14 protein-coding genes and 1 other RNA gene are annotated in these 15,705 nt (G+C 61.3%); 12 read left to right on the plus strand and 3 right to left on the minus strand.

The window, feature by feature from the left end:
- Window positions 1-26 precede the first annotated feature (26 nt).
- From J7U39_RS04565 to J7U39_RS04575, 3 genes are all read right to left on the minus strand, one after another.
- Window positions 27-959, minus strand: coding sequence for a lytic transglycosylase domain-containing protein (locus J7U39_RS04565; RefSeq protein WP_210630601.1), 933 nt, complete (start codon window positions 957-959; stop codon window positions 27-29).
- Window positions 960-1,102: 143 nt separating this feature from the next.
- The gene (locus J7U39_RS04570) at window positions 1,103-1,738 is read right to left on the minus strand and encodes a LysE family translocator (protein ID WP_210630602.1); all 636 of its coding nucleotides are present in this window, start codon (window positions 1,736-1,738) and stop codon (window positions 1,103-1,105) included.
- Between the two features lie 58 nt (window positions 1,739-1,796).
- Window positions 1,797-3,008, minus strand: coding sequence for a pyrophosphate--fructose-6-phosphate 1-phosphotransferase (locus J7U39_RS04575; protein ID WP_210630603.1), 1,212 nt, complete (start codon window positions 3,006-3,008; stop codon window positions 1,797-1,799).
- Window positions 3,009-3,396: 388 nt separating this feature from the next.
- On the opposite strand from J7U39_RS04575, the gene J7U39_RS04580 reads away from it, so the two are divergent.
- The 12 genes from J7U39_RS04580 to J7U39_RS04635 all read left to right on the plus strand — a co-directional run bounded on the left by J7U39_RS04580 (window position 3,397) and on the right by J7U39_RS04635 (window position 15,693).
- Window positions 3,397-4,104 carry a DnaJ family molecular chaperone gene (locus J7U39_RS04580; RefSeq protein ID WP_210630604.1) on the plus strand — a complete coding sequence of 236 codons (708 nt, stop codon included), beginning with the start codon at window positions 3,397-3,399 and terminating at the stop codon, window positions 4,102-4,104.
- Window positions 4,101-4,862: an N-acetylmuramoyl-L-alanine amidase gene (locus tag J7U39_RS04585; RefSeq protein WP_210630605.1), complete on the plus strand. Its 762-nt coding sequence runs from the start codon at window positions 4,101-4,103 to the stop codon at window positions 4,860-4,862. The genes J7U39_RS04580 and J7U39_RS04585 overlap by 4 nt, the downstream gene beginning before the upstream one ends.
- Window positions 4,863-5,125: 263 nt before the next feature.
- On the plus strand, window positions 5,126-5,653 hold the full coding sequence (locus J7U39_RS04590; RefSeq protein ID WP_210630606.1) for a lytic transglycosylase domain-containing protein: 528 nt from the start codon (window positions 5,126-5,128) through the stop codon (window positions 5,651-5,653).
- Window positions 5,654-5,768: 115 nt separating this feature from the next.
- Window positions 5,769-6,956: an FAD-dependent oxidoreductase gene (locus tag J7U39_RS04595; RefSeq protein ID WP_210630607.1), complete on the plus strand. Its 1,188-nt coding sequence runs from the start codon at window positions 5,769-5,771 to the stop codon at window positions 6,954-6,956.
- 10 nt (window positions 6,957-6,966) lie between these two features.
- Complete coding sequence (locus J7U39_RS04600; protein WP_210630608.1) at window positions 6,967-8,142, plus strand: FAD-dependent oxidoreductase; 1,176 nt, start codon at window positions 6,967-6,969, stop codon at window positions 8,140-8,142.
- A gap of 56 nt (window positions 8,143-8,198) precedes the next feature.
- An RNA gene (rnpB, locus tag J7U39_RS04605) (RNase P RNA component class A) lies at window positions 8,199-8,596 on the plus strand.
- A 412-nt stretch (window positions 8,597-9,008) separates the two neighbouring features.
- Window positions 9,009-9,446, plus strand: coding sequence for a division/cell wall cluster transcriptional repressor MraZ (gene mraZ, locus J7U39_RS04610; protein ID WP_221102475.1), 438 nt, complete (start codon window positions 9,009-9,011; stop codon window positions 9,444-9,446).
- 17 nt (window positions 9,447-9,463) lie between these two features.
- The gene (gene rsmH / locus J7U39_RS04615; RefSeq protein ID WP_210630610.1) at window positions 9,464-10,489 is read left to right on the plus strand and encodes a 16S rRNA (cytosine(1402)-N(4))-methyltransferase RsmH; all 1,026 of its coding nucleotides are present in this window, start codon (window positions 9,464-9,466) and stop codon (window positions 10,487-10,489) included.
- 1 nt (window position 10,490) lies between these two features.
- Window positions 10,491-10,979 carry a hypothetical protein gene (locus tag J7U39_RS04620; protein WP_210630611.1) on the plus strand — a complete coding sequence of 163 codons (489 nt, stop codon included), beginning with the start codon at window positions 10,491-10,493 and terminating at the stop codon, window positions 10,977-10,979.
- Window positions 10,979-12,736 carry a penicillin-binding protein 2 gene (locus tag J7U39_RS04625; protein WP_210630612.1) on the plus strand — a complete coding sequence of 586 codons (1,758 nt, stop codon included), beginning with the start codon at window positions 10,979-10,981 and terminating at the stop codon, window positions 12,734-12,736. Before J7U39_RS04620 ends, J7U39_RS04625 begins: the two co-directional genes overlap by 1 nt.
- 6 nt (window positions 12,737-12,742) lie before the next feature.
- Window positions 12,743-14,263, plus strand: a complete 1,521-nt coding sequence (locus J7U39_RS04630) for a UDP-N-acetylmuramoyl-L-alanyl-D-glutamate--2,6-diaminopimelate ligase (protein WP_210630613.1) — start codon at window positions 12,743-12,745, stop codon at window positions 14,261-14,263.
- Window positions 14,260-15,693 carry a UDP-N-acetylmuramoylalanyl-D-glutamyl-2,6-diaminopimelate--D-alanyl-D-alanine ligase gene (locus tag J7U39_RS04635; protein ID WP_210630614.1) on the plus strand — a complete coding sequence of 478 codons (1,434 nt, stop codon included), beginning with the start codon at window positions 14,260-14,262 and terminating at the stop codon, window positions 15,691-15,693. The genes J7U39_RS04630 and J7U39_RS04635 overlap by 4 nt, the downstream gene beginning before the upstream one ends.
- Window positions 15,694-15,705: the final 12 nt, after the last annotated feature.

Genomic DNA, 15,705 nt, shown 5'->3' on the forward strand with positions numbered 1-15,705 from the left:
TGGTTTGTCTCGATAGCTGCCCGGTTTCAGTAATTACCCTGGGCGACATCATTCATGCCCTTGCGCTTGGCATCGTAGTAATAGCCGCGCGCATAGAGGCGGACGGCGTCGTCTTCCTTGTTGTCAGAGACGAGCCAGGCGCCACGCAGATATTTCGCGGCATATTTGATGTTGGTCTCGGCGTCGAAGAGGCCGCCCGGCGCACCGTCATAGCCCATGGATTTGGCGGTGTTGTATTTAATCTGCATGAGGCCGAAATAGCCGCGCTTGTTATAAGCCTTCGGATTGTAACGGCTCTCGCGATGGACGATGCGGTGGAGCAGCGTCTCGGGAATCTCGTAGATCTTCGAATATTTCTGGATGAGCTTGGTGACGAAGCTCTTCTCGACGGTCGGCGCATCGTCCCTGTCGTCGTCGCTGAACATCGGGGGAGCTGTCGGCGGATCGATCGGTCCGGATTCGTCGAAGCCGTAATCCATGGAGCGCGGCGTCGTGTCGACGGCGGCCAGTGCTGCAAGCGCGCTGTTCTGGGGGGTGGCGGCAAAGGCAAGCTGCGTCGCCGGCTGTGACGGCGTTCCCGGGCGCGGGGTCGGCACGACGGATTGGATCGCCGTCATCTCAGGCGTCAACGGGATCTGCGCATAGGCTGCCGGCTGTTTGCCTGCCTGCATGGTAAGATCGACCGGCTGGGATGCGGCCACCGCCGGCATTGCCGTTGCGGTGAGCGACGGGCGTGGCTGGGGAAGCATGGCGCCTGCAATTGCCTGGCCGGTCGCGATCGGGATCGCGGCGAGTGTCGCGTCTTCGCCAGGCTTCGGCGTCGGCACCACTGTCTGAGCGGCTGTCAGTTCGGCCTGAGAGGTATATTCAACGCTCGTGCAGCCGGTGATCACGCCGCAGCAGAGCACCGTGGAAACGACAAGACTGCGTTTCAGGCCGGACAATCCGATCGCTACCATTCCGTCACTTTCGTGAAATCGCGCCGCCCCGGCAGCGTATAAAAGTTACTAAAAAATTTAAACCCGATGACCCCATTAACCTATTCGTTGCATTCCGGCAACCACGGAATATTTCTCAGCTGCAATAGCGCGATACCCGGATTTCAAGCCGCAATACGGCGATACCCAGCCGTTACGGCGCCTGCAGCGATCAGCAGGGTGCCGCCGGTCCGGTTCACGGCGCGCTGGACACTCGCCTTGCGAATCAGTCCGCGAGCGGAATGGGCGAGAAAAGCGTAGGCAGCGGCGTTGAGGATCGCCAGCACCAGGAAGGTCGCTTCCATGATCGCCATCTGCCCGAAGAAGGGCAGGGTCGGGTTGAGGAACTGCGGCACGAAGGCGACGAAGAAGACGATACTCTTCGGATTGAGGGCGGTGACGACATAGGCGTGGAGGAAGATCTTAAGCGACTTTTCCTCCGGCAGATTGTCGTTGTCGGCGACCGGCTCGCCAATCACGGGAGCCCGCCAGAGCTTGATTCCCAGCCAGATCAGGTAGGCGCCGCCGATCCACTTCAAAAGGGTGAAGAGGGCGGCGGAGGTGGCGAGCACTGCGCCGAGACCGAAGAGGGATGCGGTCATTGCGGTGAAGTCGCCAAGCGCCACGCCGCTCACCGTCGCAAAGGCCGTCCGGCGGCCATGGCCAAGCGCATAGGAAACGACGAGCAGTATCGTTGGTCCCGGTATGGCCAGCATGATGGCGGATGCGGCAGCAAAAGCGAGCCAGGCTTCAAGCGACATGGAATCTCCTCCTATTCCGTCGGGAATAAGCAAAGACACCATATTAACCGTCCGTCAATCATGCTTCTTTGTATTTCTGCCCTATATTGTCCATGACTTCTGCAAACCACGCCGTCGACAGGTCGAAAGCTTTGCCACCTTTGATGCGGGGAAATTCTATAGTGCGCAACTTACCGTTCTGCGCTTCGTCATGGCCGGTGACGCCGGACACCTTATTGAGCGCGCTTTCGACGGCGAGATCGACCATGCTCTGGATCAGCCTGAGGTCGTCGCCATTGGCCGGGGCCGAGCGAGCGAAATAGCCCGATTTCTGCACCAGCGAACGCTCGGCGTTCAGGAGGTTGGCGAACTGCTTCTGGAACCAGGCGCCGACATTGATCGTGTCGATCTTCACGTGGCCGAAAGCGTCACGCTTTACGGTCTCACCCGCAGCTTCACGCTCGGCGACGATAGCGTCGAGGCAGGCGCCTTCCGAGACGAAGACGGTGGCATGGCCGGTGCGGTCCATGATTTCCTTCAGGCGGGCGGCCTCGGCGTCGAGGTCGAAGGACATTTCGGGCAGATAGACGGCGTCGATGCTCTTCAGATGCGCGTCCATCAGCAGGCCGTCGACATACTGGTTGCGGCTGGTGCGCTGAAGATAGGAACGGGCGGTGGCTGCCGTCAGCCAGCCGCAATGGCGGCCCATCACTTCGTGGATGACGAGCGTGCGCGGCGCAGCCGTCTGCTCGTTGCTGACATTGTCGAAGAAATGCGCACCGACTTCGGCGGCCGTCCAGGCGCCGAGCGATTGGCGGATGGGCACGACATCGTTGTCGACCGTCTTCGGCAAGCCGACGACGGTCAGGTCATAGCCGTTGGCGGCGAGGTAGGCAGCAAGGTCGGCGGCCGTCGTATTGGTGTCGTCGCCCCCGATCGTGTGGAGAATGGTGATGCCGTCATCGGCAAGACGCTCGGCGGCGACCCTCAGCGGATTCTCGCCTTCCTTGACAAGGCCGCGCTTGACGCAGTCGGCGGCATTGGTGAGCTTGACGCGGCTATTGCCGATCGGTGAGCCGCCATAGCGGTGCAGCAGCGGCGCCTTTGCACGCATTTGACCGGTGATCTCGATGCGGTCACCGAGCAGCACGCCCTGATAGCCGGACTTATAAGCGACGATGTCGATTTCGGGGGCGATGTCGCTGTAGCGTTCAATGAGGCCGCCGACGGCAGAGGAAAGACAGGGCGCCAGGCCTCCAGCGGTCAGCATTGCGACTTTCTGTTTGGCCATGGATCCCTCCTGCGATGTTTCTGTGGGCAGCGTTAGCTAGCGCATGGATGCGGCAGGGAAAGGGCCCTGTAAAGTAAAGAATTTACGAAAAACGCGGCTTTCTGCCGAGTTGAACGGCAAAGGCGGCGGGAAGCGCGATATAATCGTTTCAAGCCCGAGCTGCCGCCGGGAACTGTTTGTGGAAATCGGCGGTCAAGCATTGAGCGAGCGTGGTGCGGCAACCCCTCTCACGGCGGATCCGGCGAACCGGTCGATCGCTTGCTGCAGTGCAATAATTACTGAATCGTGAAAACTGTTTTCGATGCTACGACCAATAGTCGCCTTGCAAAGGCTACGATTCTTTGGTCAAGCTGATTGCTCATACTTGGCACGCTTACGAGAGATTTCGATGTCCTTCTGGGAAAAATTGTTGAATGCCATTGGCAATACCGCGGGCAATGCGCTCTCCGCGGTGGTCGAGGCTATTCGAACGGTTTTCGAAGGCGATCCCGAGACCCGGCGCAAAGTGGCTTTCTCCGTGGCGATCATTGCGCTTTCGGCCAAGATGGCCAAGGCCGACGGCATCGTCAGCGAGAAAGAGGTCGAGGCTTTCCGCGAGATCTTCGAATTTCCCGAGGATCAGGCCAAGAATGTTGCCAGGCTCTATAATCTCGCACGCCAGGATGTCGCCGGCTACGAAGCCTATGCCGAGCGGCTTTCGACGCTCTGCGTCACCTGCGCGGCCAATTGCCCGGTCCTGGAAGACGTGCTTGACGGCCTGTTCCACATTGCCAAGGCCGATGGGCTGATTCACGAGAAGGAGCTGAATTTCCTCGGCCATATCGCCGAGATCTTCCAGATGAGCGAGACTCGTTTCGAGCAGATCGCAGCTCGCCATGTCTCGTCCGGCGGCGATCCCTACAAGGTGCTCGGCGTGTCGCCTTCCGACGATTTTCCGACGATCCGCCGCCGTTACCGTGGCCTGGTCAGCGAACATCATCCCGATCGACTGATCTCGCGCGGGGTGCCGAAGGAGTTTCATTTGATCGCCAATGAGCGCATGGCGGCGCTGAACGCAGCATATGCGGCGATCGAGAAGGAACGCCGCGCCGCATGACCTCTTTCGAGGCCGATTATCGAGGCGCTTGCGTGCGGCCATCGCCCAACCGAGGCGAGCGGGCGGGCGGGCGTCGTCCCGATATGATCCTCCTGCATTATACCGGGATGCCGACGGCCGATGGCGCGCTCGACTGGCTGTGTCGGGAAGAGAGTCAGGTTTCCAGCCATTATTTCGTGCATGAGAATGGCGAGGTGATCCAGCTTGTGCCGGAGGCGCGGCGCGCCTGGCATGCCGGCAAGAGCAGCTGGCACGGCGAGAGCGATATCAATTCGCTGTCGATCGGCATTGAAATCGCCAATGCCGGCCATCCCGGCGGTCTTCCCGATTATCCGAAAGAGCAGATCGCAGCAGTCATCGAATTGTGTCGTGACTGTGTCAAACGTTGGTCGATTGTGCCGGAAAGAGTGCTCGGGCATTCCGATGTCGCACCGATTCGCAAGGTTGATCCTGGCGAGAAATTCCCTTGGGCCGAGCTTCATCGGGCGGGTGTGGGCCATTGGGTCGAGCCGGCGACGATCACCGGCGGGCGTTTCTTCCAGCGCGGGGACGCCGGCCAGCCGGTGGAAGCGCTGCAGTCAATGCTGTCGCTTTACGGTTACAGCACTGAAATTACGGGCAAATTCTCCGAAAAGACGGCCGGCGACGTGGAAGCCTTCCAGCGCCATTTCCGGCCCGAACGGGTGGACGGGATCGCCGATTTCTCGACGATCGACACGCTGCACCGGCTGCTGTCGGCGCTACCGCGATTTTCCTGACGGCGGCAGCCGGAATTCCGGGCAGTTTTGCCGTCACAAGCGAGAAATCCGCCCCGCCACATCATTTCCCTATTATCTCCTCATTGCGATGGTCTAAGGACGCCCGCTGAACGGCGCTCGCGGCTGATTTCAAGTGTAACCGTGGCCGCCAAATGAAACGATAAGAATTGCCATGGAGCGCGATCAGTCCTTGATCGCGTGTATCCGGATGACAGCGAGGCGCGCAGTCCCTGCAGTTCTTTGGGTCGGAGTGAAGAAACTATATGAAAGAGTTTATTATTGGTGCTGCGGCATGCCTTGGCATGCTGCTGGCGGGGTATAACTTTGCCTCGGCTAATGATGACTGGGGCGTCAGGGCCGAAACCATCCCGCTGAAAACCGTCGATCGACAGAGCGGCTATGCCATGCCCGATTTCTCCAACAGCATTCCCTATGCTGCGCTGATCAACAAATATGCGGCTGAATACAACGTTCCGGTGGCGCTCGCCCAGGCGGTCGTTCGCGTCGAGAGCAATTTCAATCCGAAGGCACGCGGCAGCGCCGGCGAAATCGGCCTGATGCAGATCAAGCCGGCAACGGCCAGGATGATGGGATATTCCGGCACGCGCAAAGGCCTGTTCGATCCCGAGACCAACATCAAATACGGCATGAAGTATCTGGCGGCCGCCCACCAGCTCGGCGGCGGGCAGACCTGCAACACCATCCTCAAATATAATGCCGGCCATGGCGCAACGCGCATGAATCCGGTGTCGAAGACTTATTGCGGCAAGGTCCTGGCGATGCTCGACTGAGCCGCCGCGCGGCTCGGAGGGAAATCTTCCGCTGCTGTTTTTGTAATATGAATCGGGACGCTCGCCGTGATATCCCACCTCGAAACGAGGTGGGCACCTCGATATGAGGTGAGATATGGCAGTCGATTTCAGGTTCATCGTCATCGGGCGCGGCATGATGGGAGCGGCGGCCGCACGGCATCTCTCTTCCATGGCCGACGGCGTCGCGCTGATCGGCCCTTCGGAGCCGGAGGATCGCAAGGTCCATCACGGCGTTTTTGCCAGCCATTATGACGAAGCGCGCATTACCCGCACCTTCGACGGCAATCTCGCCTGGGGAACTTTCGCCGCGCGGGCGCTCCGGCGCTACCGCGACATCGAGGCGAAGAGCGGCATTTCCTTCTTTTCGGAAGTCGGATGTCTTTTTGCCGGTCCCCCACCGAAGGACGAGCAGGACTTTCTTCTGAGGGCGCTGACCGTCAGCGAGACGCTCGGCAGCGATATCGAGATCGTCGCCCCGGCGGAACTCGACCGGCGTTTTCCCTATCTTGCCGTCGGCCCTGATTTCAGCGGATATTTCGAGCGCAAGCGCGCCGGGCACATCAATCCGCGGGCGCTGGTGCGCGCGCAAGCCAGGCTTGCCGAACAGGGCGGCGTCTCGCTGATCGAGGCGACCGCGACGTCGGTGCGCGACACAGGTTCCCATGTTGAGGTGACGGCCGGTGACAGAAGCTATAGCGCCGAGCGCGTATTGGTCGCGGCCGGCGCTTTCAGCAATTTCCATGCCCTGCTGCCGCGTCCCGTCGATTTGAGAGTGATGGCGCGTACCGTTGTCTTCTACGAAATCGGCGACCGCGAAATGGCGATTTTCGGCGACATGCCATCGACCATCGTGCTCGGCGACCGGGAGGAGGACCACATCTATATTCTGCCGCCGGTGCGTTATCTGGACGGCAAGATCTATCTGAAGCTTGGCGGCGATACCGAGGCGCTTTCCTTCAGCCGGCTGGAAGAGGCCGGCACGTGGTTCCGTTCCGACGGCAGTATGGCCGAGCGCGATCATCTCTCGCGCATCGCCCTGCGACTGATGCCGGAGCTTGCCGGATGCCCGGTCACGTCGGCTCCGTGCGTGGCGAATTTCACCCCGACCGGTTATCCTTACGTCGGCTTCACGCCGTCGCCGCGGATCGCGGTGCTGACTGGCGGCAATTTCGTCGCGGCCAAATCTTCCGACGAACTCGGGCGTCTCGGCGCCGTGCTTCTCAGGGAAGGGCGGCTCGGGGATGAGGATTTCGGCCGCGAGCTGACGCCGGTCTTCGCTTGAGAGGGATATCATGGCAGTCGATTTCAAATATATCGTCGTCGGCCGCGGGCTGATGGGAGCCGCCGCCGCGCGGCATCTGGCGCGGCAGACGGATGGTGTCGCGGTAATCGGCCCGGACGAGCCTGACGATCGCAAGGCGCATGAAGGCGTTTTCGCCAGCCATTACGACGAGGGGCGCATTACCCGCACCATCGATCCCGACCGCAACTGGGCGCTGCTCGCCAATCGCTCGATCGGTCGCTACGGCGAGATCGCGAACGAGAGCGGCATCGACTTCTATCGGGAGGCCGGCTGCGTCGTCGTCGCGCCTGATAGAGGCGATTATCTCGAAAGGACTCGGCAGGCCGCCGTTTCGCTCGGCATCGAGACCAGGCTTCTGGACGCGGGCGGATTGAAGACCGCATTTCCCTTCTTTGCCTTTCCCGCCGGCAGTGCAGGTGTGTTCGAGGCGAGGGGCGCCGGACATATCAGCCCGCGCAAACTGGTCAAGGCACAATCTCTGCTGGCAGAAAGGGCAGGCGCGACTGTCATCCGAGATCATGTGGTCTGGATCCGCGAGGAGGACGGGCTGGCGAGCGTCAAGACTGCCGGGGGCCTCAGCTATCGCGGTGAAAAGGTGCTGCTGGCAGCGGGCGGATTTTCCATTGCCGAAAATCTCTTGCCACGGCCTGTTGCCATGACGGTTTATGGCCGGACCGTAACGCTGTTCGAGATCGGCGAGGCTGATGCGCTCCGCCTTGCGGCGATGCCGTCGCTCATTCTCGACGTGCCCGGCACCCATATCTATCTGCTGCCGCCGATCCGTTATCCCGATCGCAAATTCTACCTGAAGATTGGCGGCGATCCCGACGATCTGATCTTACACAACGACATCGAGATGCGGGCCTGGTTCAAGACCGAAGGGCGAGAGAGCGTGCGCTCGCATCTGCAGCGCTTCGTCGCCGACCTTGTGCCCGATATGGCGCCGCTGTCGATTTCGACGGCCGCCTGCGTCGTCTCCTATACGGAAAGCGGCTATCCGATGATCGGCTATACCTCTTCGCCTGCGATCGCGGTGCTGACGGGCTGCGCCGGCACCTCGGCGAAGAGTTCGGACGAAATCGGCAGACTCGGCGCGGAGCTGCTTTTGTCGGGCAGAATCAGCGAACAGGGCTACTCCACGGATTTCACACCTAATTTCCGTTAGGGCTGTCCCCTATATTTCGGTGGCATTTACGGGCTCTCTCGTTTATGGGAGCCCTGCCAGTTGGCCGGGCAGCCGCGCTTTACCAATGCCGAAAGGCGGTAAGGTGAGGAAAGTCCGGGCTCCACGGAAACACGGTGCCGGATAACGTCCGGCGAGGGCGACCTCAGGGAAAGTGCCACAGAAAGCAAACCGCCTGTCAAGACAGGTAAGGGTGAAAGGGTGGGGTAAGAGCCCACCGCATCTCCGGCAACGGATATGGCACGGTAAACCCCACCGGGAGCAAGACCGAATAGGGATGACGTGGAGGGCCGAAAGGCTCTCCGGCCGGTTTCCAGGCCAGTCATCCGGGTGGGTTGCGTGAGGCAGCGTGCGAGCGCTGTCCCAGAGGAATGGCTGCCACGTTCCGGTTCGCGCCGGAGCCATACAGAACCCGGCTTACAGGCCAACTGGCGATTAACATCCGAGCTGCGGCAGGGCCTGGATTTTCAGCCTAAGTCGCTGAAACCGACTGTTTCCAAGCTGATATTCATGCACGTTATGGACGGATTTTAATAAGGCGCAATCAATGCTTGCCATCTGCAAAATGGCTGCGCTAACCCTTTGTTAAACTTAACAGCTTATAAATGTTTGATCATACGTCCGTTGCAAAACGGTCGCATCCCATTGACGCCCATATGGTCCCATGCTATCCCAAATGCGCACTGCACCAGGGCAATCATTTGCCCATTCATCGCAAAGCAAAGGCGCCTTCCTCTCTGGAAGCGTCGGGTGGGATTTGGCTCATCCGGCTTGCGAGGCTGTGCCTGATATTGGGACTTTCGGGCGTCTTTTTGTCCGGCTCCCTGCGGGAACGGATGTTTCGAGTCATGAGCCGCTTCCTTTCGAACGCGACCAACAGGATCGATGCCAAGGGCAGGGTTTCCGTGCCTTCGGCATTCCGTTCCGTGCTGGCGCAGCGCAACGTCCAGGAGCTCTACTGTTTCCAGGACTTTGTGTTTCCGGCGATCAGCGTCGGCGGCTCGGATCTTCTCGAAAGATTCGAGCGGCAGATTGCTGCGGAAGATCCATTTTCGCCGGATGCGAACGCGATGTCGCTTCTGATCCACGGAGGCGGGGTCTTCATGAAGCTCGATGCCGAGGGGCGGCTGATGGTCACGGATTTCATCCGCGACTTCACCGGCATCTCGGACGAAGTGACCTTCGTCGGTCGAGCGGATCATTTTCAGCTCTGGCAGCCGCAGGCATTCTTGGCTGCGCAGGCGCAGGCACGAGGGGAGCGCAAGCTGGCGGGCAAGCGTTCCTAAAGGAACGAGGGAACGGAATGGTGACGAATCCTGGCGGAGGTTCAACTGATGCCGGTGGCGGACCGGTTCGTCACATTCCTGTTCTTCTCAATGAGGTCCTCGCAGCGCTCTCGCCCGCACCCGGCAAGCTCATCCTCGATGGTACATTCGGTGCGGGTGGTTATAGCGCGGCCATCCTCGCGGCCGGCGCCGAGGTGATTGCGCTCGATCGTGATCCCACAGCGATTGCGGCGGGCCAGGCGATGGTTGCCGCTCATGCCGGCCGCCTCCGGCTCATTCACGCGCAGTTCTCGAATCTTGCTGATCATGCGCCGCAGGGCGGGCTTGACGGCGTGGTGCTCGATATTGGCGTCTCTTCCATGCAGATCGATGAGCCCGAGCGCGGCTTCTCCTTCCAGAAGAGCGGGCCGCTCGACATGCGCATGTCGGCAACAGGCGTTTCGGCCGCCGATGTCGTCAATCGCGCCAAGGTCGCGGATCTGATCCGCATCTTCCATTTTCTCGGCGAGGAAAACCAGGCACCGCGAATCGCACATGCGATCGAGAAGCGGCGCGAGGAAAAGCCCTTCGAAACGACGCGCGATCTTGCCGGTCTCATCGAGCTGGTCACTCCGCGCAAGATGAAGGACAAGATCCATCCCGCGACGCGCGTCTTCCAGGCATTGCGCATTTTCGTCAATGACGAGCTCGGGGAGCTGGCGCAGGCATTGTTTGCGGCGGAACGAGCTCTGAAGCCCGGCGGCCGGCTCGTCGTCGTCACCTTTCATTCGCTTGAAGACCGCATCGTCAAGAAATTCTTCTCCGACCGCGCCGGCAAGGCGACCGGCTCGCGGCACCTGCCGGCAGCACATGAGCGGGCGGCGACGTTCACGGCAATCGGCAAGCCGATGGTTTCTGCGAGCGAGGCGGAGGCTGAAGCCAATCCGCGCGCCCGCTCCGCCAAGCTGCGCGCCGGCCTGCGGACAGACGCGGCCGCCGAGGCCGCGGATATGTCGCTCTTCGGGTTTCCCAATCTTGCCACGCTCGGAAAGCTCGGAGGTTGATATGCTGAAAACATTCGATCTCGTGCTCATCGGCGTCATGACGGCGACTGCCGCCGTCACCTACACGATCAAACATCGCGCCGAATTGAAGCTCGAGGAGGTTCATCGCCTCGAAGCCGAGATCAAGCTCGAGAAGGACACGATCGATCTTCTCAAGGCCGATTGGGCGCTGCAATCGCAGCCGAACCGGCTGGAGCGGCTGGTCAATGCCTACAATGCGGAATTGCAGCTGCAGCCGACGGATTCGACGGCACTCGTGCATGCCAAGGAATTGCCGATGCTGAAATCCGCGGTTCCGGTACCCGACGTAACGGAGGCCAAAGCCGATGCCAAGGGTGCGACGGTCGCCAGCGCCAAAGGCGCGACCGGCAAAGCGCAGCCCGTGCCGATGCCCGCGCCACGCGGCGCAGCACAGCAGCGCGACGCGGCCGAGCAGCGTGGAGTGGTGGCGGATGAAGCAGACGAGATTGAAACGGGGTCGGTGGAATAATGTCGTTTCTTTCCCGCATCATGGTCCTGAAGAGCCAGGCGCATTTCTCCGCCGGCGTCTATAACCGCTTCGGCGGCCCTTCTGCCGGCGTCGCCATCGAGGGGTCGCGCAAGAAGAAGACGGGGCAGGCAAAAAGCCGCGTCGGGCTGCTGATCCTTGGCTTCATGGGTGTCTATGTCGTCATCGGCGGCCGTCTGGTCGAATATGCCATGAAGGATCAGGAGGTCGTCTCCAGCATCCTGCCGCCCGACCGGCTTATGGCCTCGCGGCCCGACATTCTCGATCGCAATGGCGAGGTGCTGGCGACCGACATCCGCACGGTCTCGCTGTTTGCCGAGCCGAACAAGGTCGTTGACGTCGATGAGGCGGTCGAGAAGCTTGCAACTGTTCTGCCGGAGCTCGACGTCAGGGACACCTACAAGAAACTTTCGGTCAAGAGCTCGCATTTCGCCTGGCTGCGCCGGCAGCTGACGCCGAAGCAGCAGAGCCAGATCCTGGCGCTCGGCATTCCCGGCATCGGCTTTCGGCCGGAGAAGCGCCGCTTCTATCCCGGCGGCTCGACCGCGGCGCACATCCTCGGCTATGTCAACATCGACAACCGCGGCGTGGCCGGCATGGAGAAATTTATCGACGACCAGGGGCTCGCCGATCTCGCCTCGGTCGGCATGACGAGCGACCAGCCGCTGGAGCCGGTGCGGCTGTCGATCGACCTGCGCGTGCAGAACATCGTTCGCGATGCCGTCGTCAACGCCGTCAACAATTTCCAGTCCAAGGGGGCCGGCGCGGCTGTTATCGACGTGCACACCGGGGAAGTGCTCGGCATGGCATCGGCACCCGACTTCGATCCGAACAATCCGCAGGAGGGCGCCAAGGAAGGCTGGCTCAACCGGATGACGAACGGCACCTTCGAAATGGGGTCGACCTTCAAGACCTTCTCGCTGGCGATGGCGCTCGACAGCGGCAAGGTGAAGATGTCCGACACGTTCGACGCCAGCAAGCCGATCTATATCGGCGGCTTCACCATCCATGACTTTCACGGACAGCGGCGCTGGCTGACCGTTCCCGAAATCTTCCAGTATTCATCGAATATCGGCACGGCGCGCGTCATCGACCTCGTCGGCATCGACGCGCAGAAGGACTATCTGACCAAATTCGGCTTGCTGACGAAGATGCAGACCGAACTGCCGGAAGTGAAGATGCCGAGCCAGCCGCGCGTCTGGAAGAAGATCAATTCGATCACGATTTCCTTCGGCCACGGCGTCTCGACGACCGCGCTGCAGACGGGCGTGGCGGCTGCCGCCCTTGTCAACGGCGGCAAGCTGATCGAGCCGACATTCCTGCCGCGCACCCGCGAACAGGCTGACCAGGTCGCCAAGCAGGTCCTCAAGAAGTCGACCAGCGATGAGATCCGCTATCTTCTCGATTTCAACGGTTACAAAGGGTCGGGACGCGTCGCCCGTGTTCCGGGCTTTGCCGTCGGCAGCAAGACCGGCACGGCGGACAAGGTGGTGAACGGGCGTTATTCCGCGACGCTCAACTTCAACTCATTCATCTCCGCCTTCCCGATCGACAATCCCCAATATGTGGTCATCACCTTCTGCGACGAGCCGAAAACAGGCGAGAAGCAATATGGTGGAACGATCTCCGCCGGTACTGCCGGCCCGATCGCTCGTGAGATCATCCGTCGCGCGGCTCCCATTCTCGGCATCGAGCCGAAATTTGGGGAGGGCGGTTCGGCCTTGCTGGTGTCTTATTGAGTGTGAATGAATACCGACGCCGATTCGCGAGGGGTGAACCGGCTTCAAGAGAGAAAAGTGCGTTCGATGAAATTGCGAGACCTGGCCGGAGATCAGTTTCCGGAACTTGAAGCACAACTGGAAGGCCCGGCAGGCTTGCTTGATATCTCAGGCCTGTCTTCGGACAGCCGCAAGGTGGAACCGGGCAACGCTTTTGTCGCGGTCGCCGGCACCAAGGCGGATGGCGCGGGCTTCATCACGGATGCCGCCGGCCGCGGGGCCGCCGTCGCGATCACCTCCCAGGCTGTCGATGCTCCCATCCCGGTGCTTGCGGTCAAGGAGCCGCGCCGCTTCCTTTCCATTGCCGCCTCCCGCTTTTACGGCAGGCAGCCCGAGACCATGGTCGCCGTCACCGGCACGGCCGGCAAGACTTCCGTCGCCTCTTTCACCCGCCAGATCTGGGCACATGCCGGCCAGGCAGCCGCGATGATCGGCACAACAGGTGTCGTTTCGCCGACGCGCAATGAATATGGCGCACTGACGACGCCGGATCCGGTGTCGCTGCACAAACTGCTGGCGGAGCTCGCCGACGAGGGTGTTACGCATGCCTCGATGGAGGCTTCCAGCCACGGCCTCGACCAATGCCGTCTCGACGGCGTCAGGCTCGCCGCCGCAGCCTTCACCAATCTCGGCCGCGATCACATGGATTATCATCCGACGATCGAGGCCTACATGGCCGCCAAGATGCGGCTTTTCGATACGCTGCTGCCCAAGGGTGCCCCGGCCGTCGTCTTCGCGGACGATCCGTGGTCTGCTCAGGCCATCAAGGCGGCTGCCGATGCGGGTCACGATGTCCGCACCGTCGGGCGCAAGGGGCAATATCTGTCATTGAAACGCGTCGAGCATTTTCGCCACAAGCAGACGGCAGAGATCCATATCGGCGACGAGATCTTCGAGGTGGATATTCCGCTGGCCGGCGATTTCCAGGTCGCCAACGCGCTGGTTGCGGCAGGACTTGCCATGTCCACGGGAGTCGAACCGAAGGTCGCGATGGCGGCGCTCGAGAAACTGGTGGGCGCGTCCGGCCGCCTCGAACTGGTCGGCCATACCAAAGATGGCGCACTCGCTTATGTCGATTATGCCCACAAGCCGGATGCGTTGGAAAATGTGCTGAATTCGGTGAGGCCATTCACCACCGGCCGTGTCGTCGTCGTCTTCGGCTGCGGCGGCGACCGCGACCGCGGCAAGCGGCCGATCATGGGTGAAATCGCCTGCCGCCTTGCCGATGTCGTCATCGTCACCGACGACAATCCGCGTTCGGAGGAGCCGGCTTCGATCCGGGCCGAGATCATGGCGGCAGCAGGTTGCGCCTCCGAGATCGGCGATCGCGCCGCGGCTATCCGCGAGGCGGTCGGCATGCTGAAAACCGGCGATACGCTGATCGTTGCCGGCAAGGGGCACGAGGAGGGGCAGACGATTGGGAGCGTCACACTGCCGTTCTCCGACCACGCGGAGGTGCGCAAGGCCTTGGAGGAACTGCAATCTTGAGCTGGCTCTGGACGACCGAAGACATGATCGCAGCGATGGCGGGGCGCCCCTTCGGCACGCTGCCCGAAGGCATCACCGGCATTTCCATCGACAGCCGCTCGATTAGATCAGGCGAAGCCTTCTTCGCGATCAAGGGCGACCGCGTCGACGGTCACGATTATGCTTCGATGGCAATGGCGAATGGGGCTTCGCTGCTGGTCGTCAGCGAGGCGAGGCTTCCCGCGATGGGTCGCCTGACGGTGCCGATGATTGTCGTCGACGACGTGCTCGCCGCACTCGGCCGCCTGGGACAGGCTTCCCGCGAGCGCTCGCGGGCAAAGATCATCGCCGTCACCGGTTCTGTCGGCAAGACAACCACCAAGGAGATGCTGCGGCACGTGCTGTCGCCGTCGGGCAAGGTGCACGCCTCCGTCGCCTCCTTCAACAATCACTGGGGCGTGCCGCTGACGCTGGCGCGCATGCCTGATGATACGGATTACGGCGTCTTCGAGGTCGGCATGAACCATCCGGGTGAGATCCGGCCGCTGGTGGCGATGATTCGCCCCGATGTCGCGGTCATCACGACGATCGCGCCGGCCCATCTCGGCAATTTCAAGAGCATCAGGGAGATTGCTGCCGCTAAAGCGGAGATCTTCGAGGGGCTCGAGCCCGGCGGCCATGTCGTGCTCAACCGCGACAATGACCAGTTCAATTTCCTTGATCGAACGGCGCAGTCGCTCGGCATCGAGCATATTCATTCCTTCGGCCAGCATGCCAAGGCGGAATTCCGGCTCGCGGAATTCAACGGCTCGGACGAGAATTCGACGTTGTGGCTGACGATCGGCGGCGAGACGCTGGAGGTCGCGATCGGTGCGCCGGGCCGCCATATCGCCGAAAATGCTCTCGCGGCGCTCGGCGTTGTCAGGATCGTCGGCGCCGATATGGAAAAGGCGATCGGGGCGCTTGGGACGCTGCAGCCGGAAAAGGGCAGGGGCAAGCGCCACCGGCTGTCGATCGGCAGCGGCAGCTTCACGCTGATCGACGAGAGCTATAACGCCAATCCCGCTTCGATGCGCGCGGCGATCGCACTGCTGGCGGCCTCCGAGCCGACCGGCCGCGGACGCCGTATCGCCGTGCTCGGCGACATGCTCGAGATGGGCGAGTATGCTCAGAAGGTCCATAGCGATCTCGCCGTGCCGCTACTTGCGGCCGGCATCGAACATGTCTGGCTCGCAGGAGCAGAGATGGTGGCGCTGAAGGAATCGCTGCCGGAAAGCGTCCAGGTCGAATATAGCGAGAGGACGGACGAATTGGCGAAATATGTATTGAACTCGGTCGCACCGGGCGACGTGTTGATGGTGAAATCGTCTCTGGGCATCGGTTTCGGCAAGATCGTCGCCGCGCTCCTTGACAAGTTCCCAGCATTTGCCGACACGCAACGCGAACTTTGATCGGGTAAACAA

The sequence above is a fragment of the Rhizobium sp. NLR16a genome (assembly GCF_017948245.1).
GTDB lineage: Bacteria > Pseudomonadota > Alphaproteobacteria > Rhizobiales > Rhizobiaceae > Rhizobium.

Bases quoted from the DNA above. Each gene is read 5' to 3' on its own strand.
- J7U39_RS04585 (WP_210630605.1), top strand. From the start codon at position 4,101: ATGACCTCTTTCGAGGCCGATTATCGAGGCGCTTGCGTGCGGCCATCG.
- J7U39_RS04570 (WP_210630602.1), bottom strand. From the start codon at position 1,738: ATGTCGCTTGAAGCCTGGCTCGCTTTTGCTGCCGCATCCGCCATCATG.
- J7U39_RS04565 (WP_210630601.1), bottom strand. From the start codon at position 959: ATGGTAGCGATCGGATTGTCCGGCCTGAAACGCAGTCTTGTCGTTTCC.
- rsmH (WP_210630610.1), top strand. From the start codon at position 9,464: ATGGTGACGAATCCTGGCGGAGGTTCAACTGATGCCGGTGGCGGACCG.
- J7U39_RS04625 (WP_210630612.1), top strand. From the start codon at position 10,979: ATGTCGTTTCTTTCCCGCATCATGGTCCTGAAGAGCCAGGCGCATTTC.
- J7U39_RS04595 (WP_210630607.1), top strand. From the start codon at position 5,769: ATGGCAGTCGATTTCAGGTTCATCGTCATCGGGCGCGGCATGATGGGA.
- J7U39_RS04580 (WP_210630604.1), top strand. From the start codon at position 3,397: ATGTCCTTCTGGGAAAAATTGTTGAATGCCATTGGCAATACCGCGGGC.
- mraZ (WP_221102475.1), top strand. From the start codon at position 9,009: ATGAGCCGCTTCCTTTCGAACGCGACCAACAGGATCGATGCCAAGGGC.
- J7U39_RS04575 (WP_210630603.1), bottom strand. From the start codon at position 3,008: ATGGCCAAACAGAAAGTCGCAATGCTGACCGCTGGAGGCCTGGCGCCC.
- J7U39_RS04600 (WP_210630608.1), top strand. From the start codon at position 6,967: ATGGCAGTCGATTTCAAATATATCGTCGTCGGCCGCGGGCTGATGGGA.
- J7U39_RS04630 (WP_210630613.1), top strand. From the start codon at position 12,743: ATGAATACCGACGCCGATTCGCGAGGGGTGAACCGGCTTCAAGAGAGA.
- J7U39_RS04590 (WP_210630606.1), top strand. From the start codon at position 5,126: ATGAAAGAGTTTATTATTGGTGCTGCGGCATGCCTTGGCATGCTGCTG.
- J7U39_RS04620 (WP_210630611.1), top strand. From the start codon at position 10,491: ATGCTGAAAACATTCGATCTCGTGCTCATCGGCGTCATGACGGCGACT.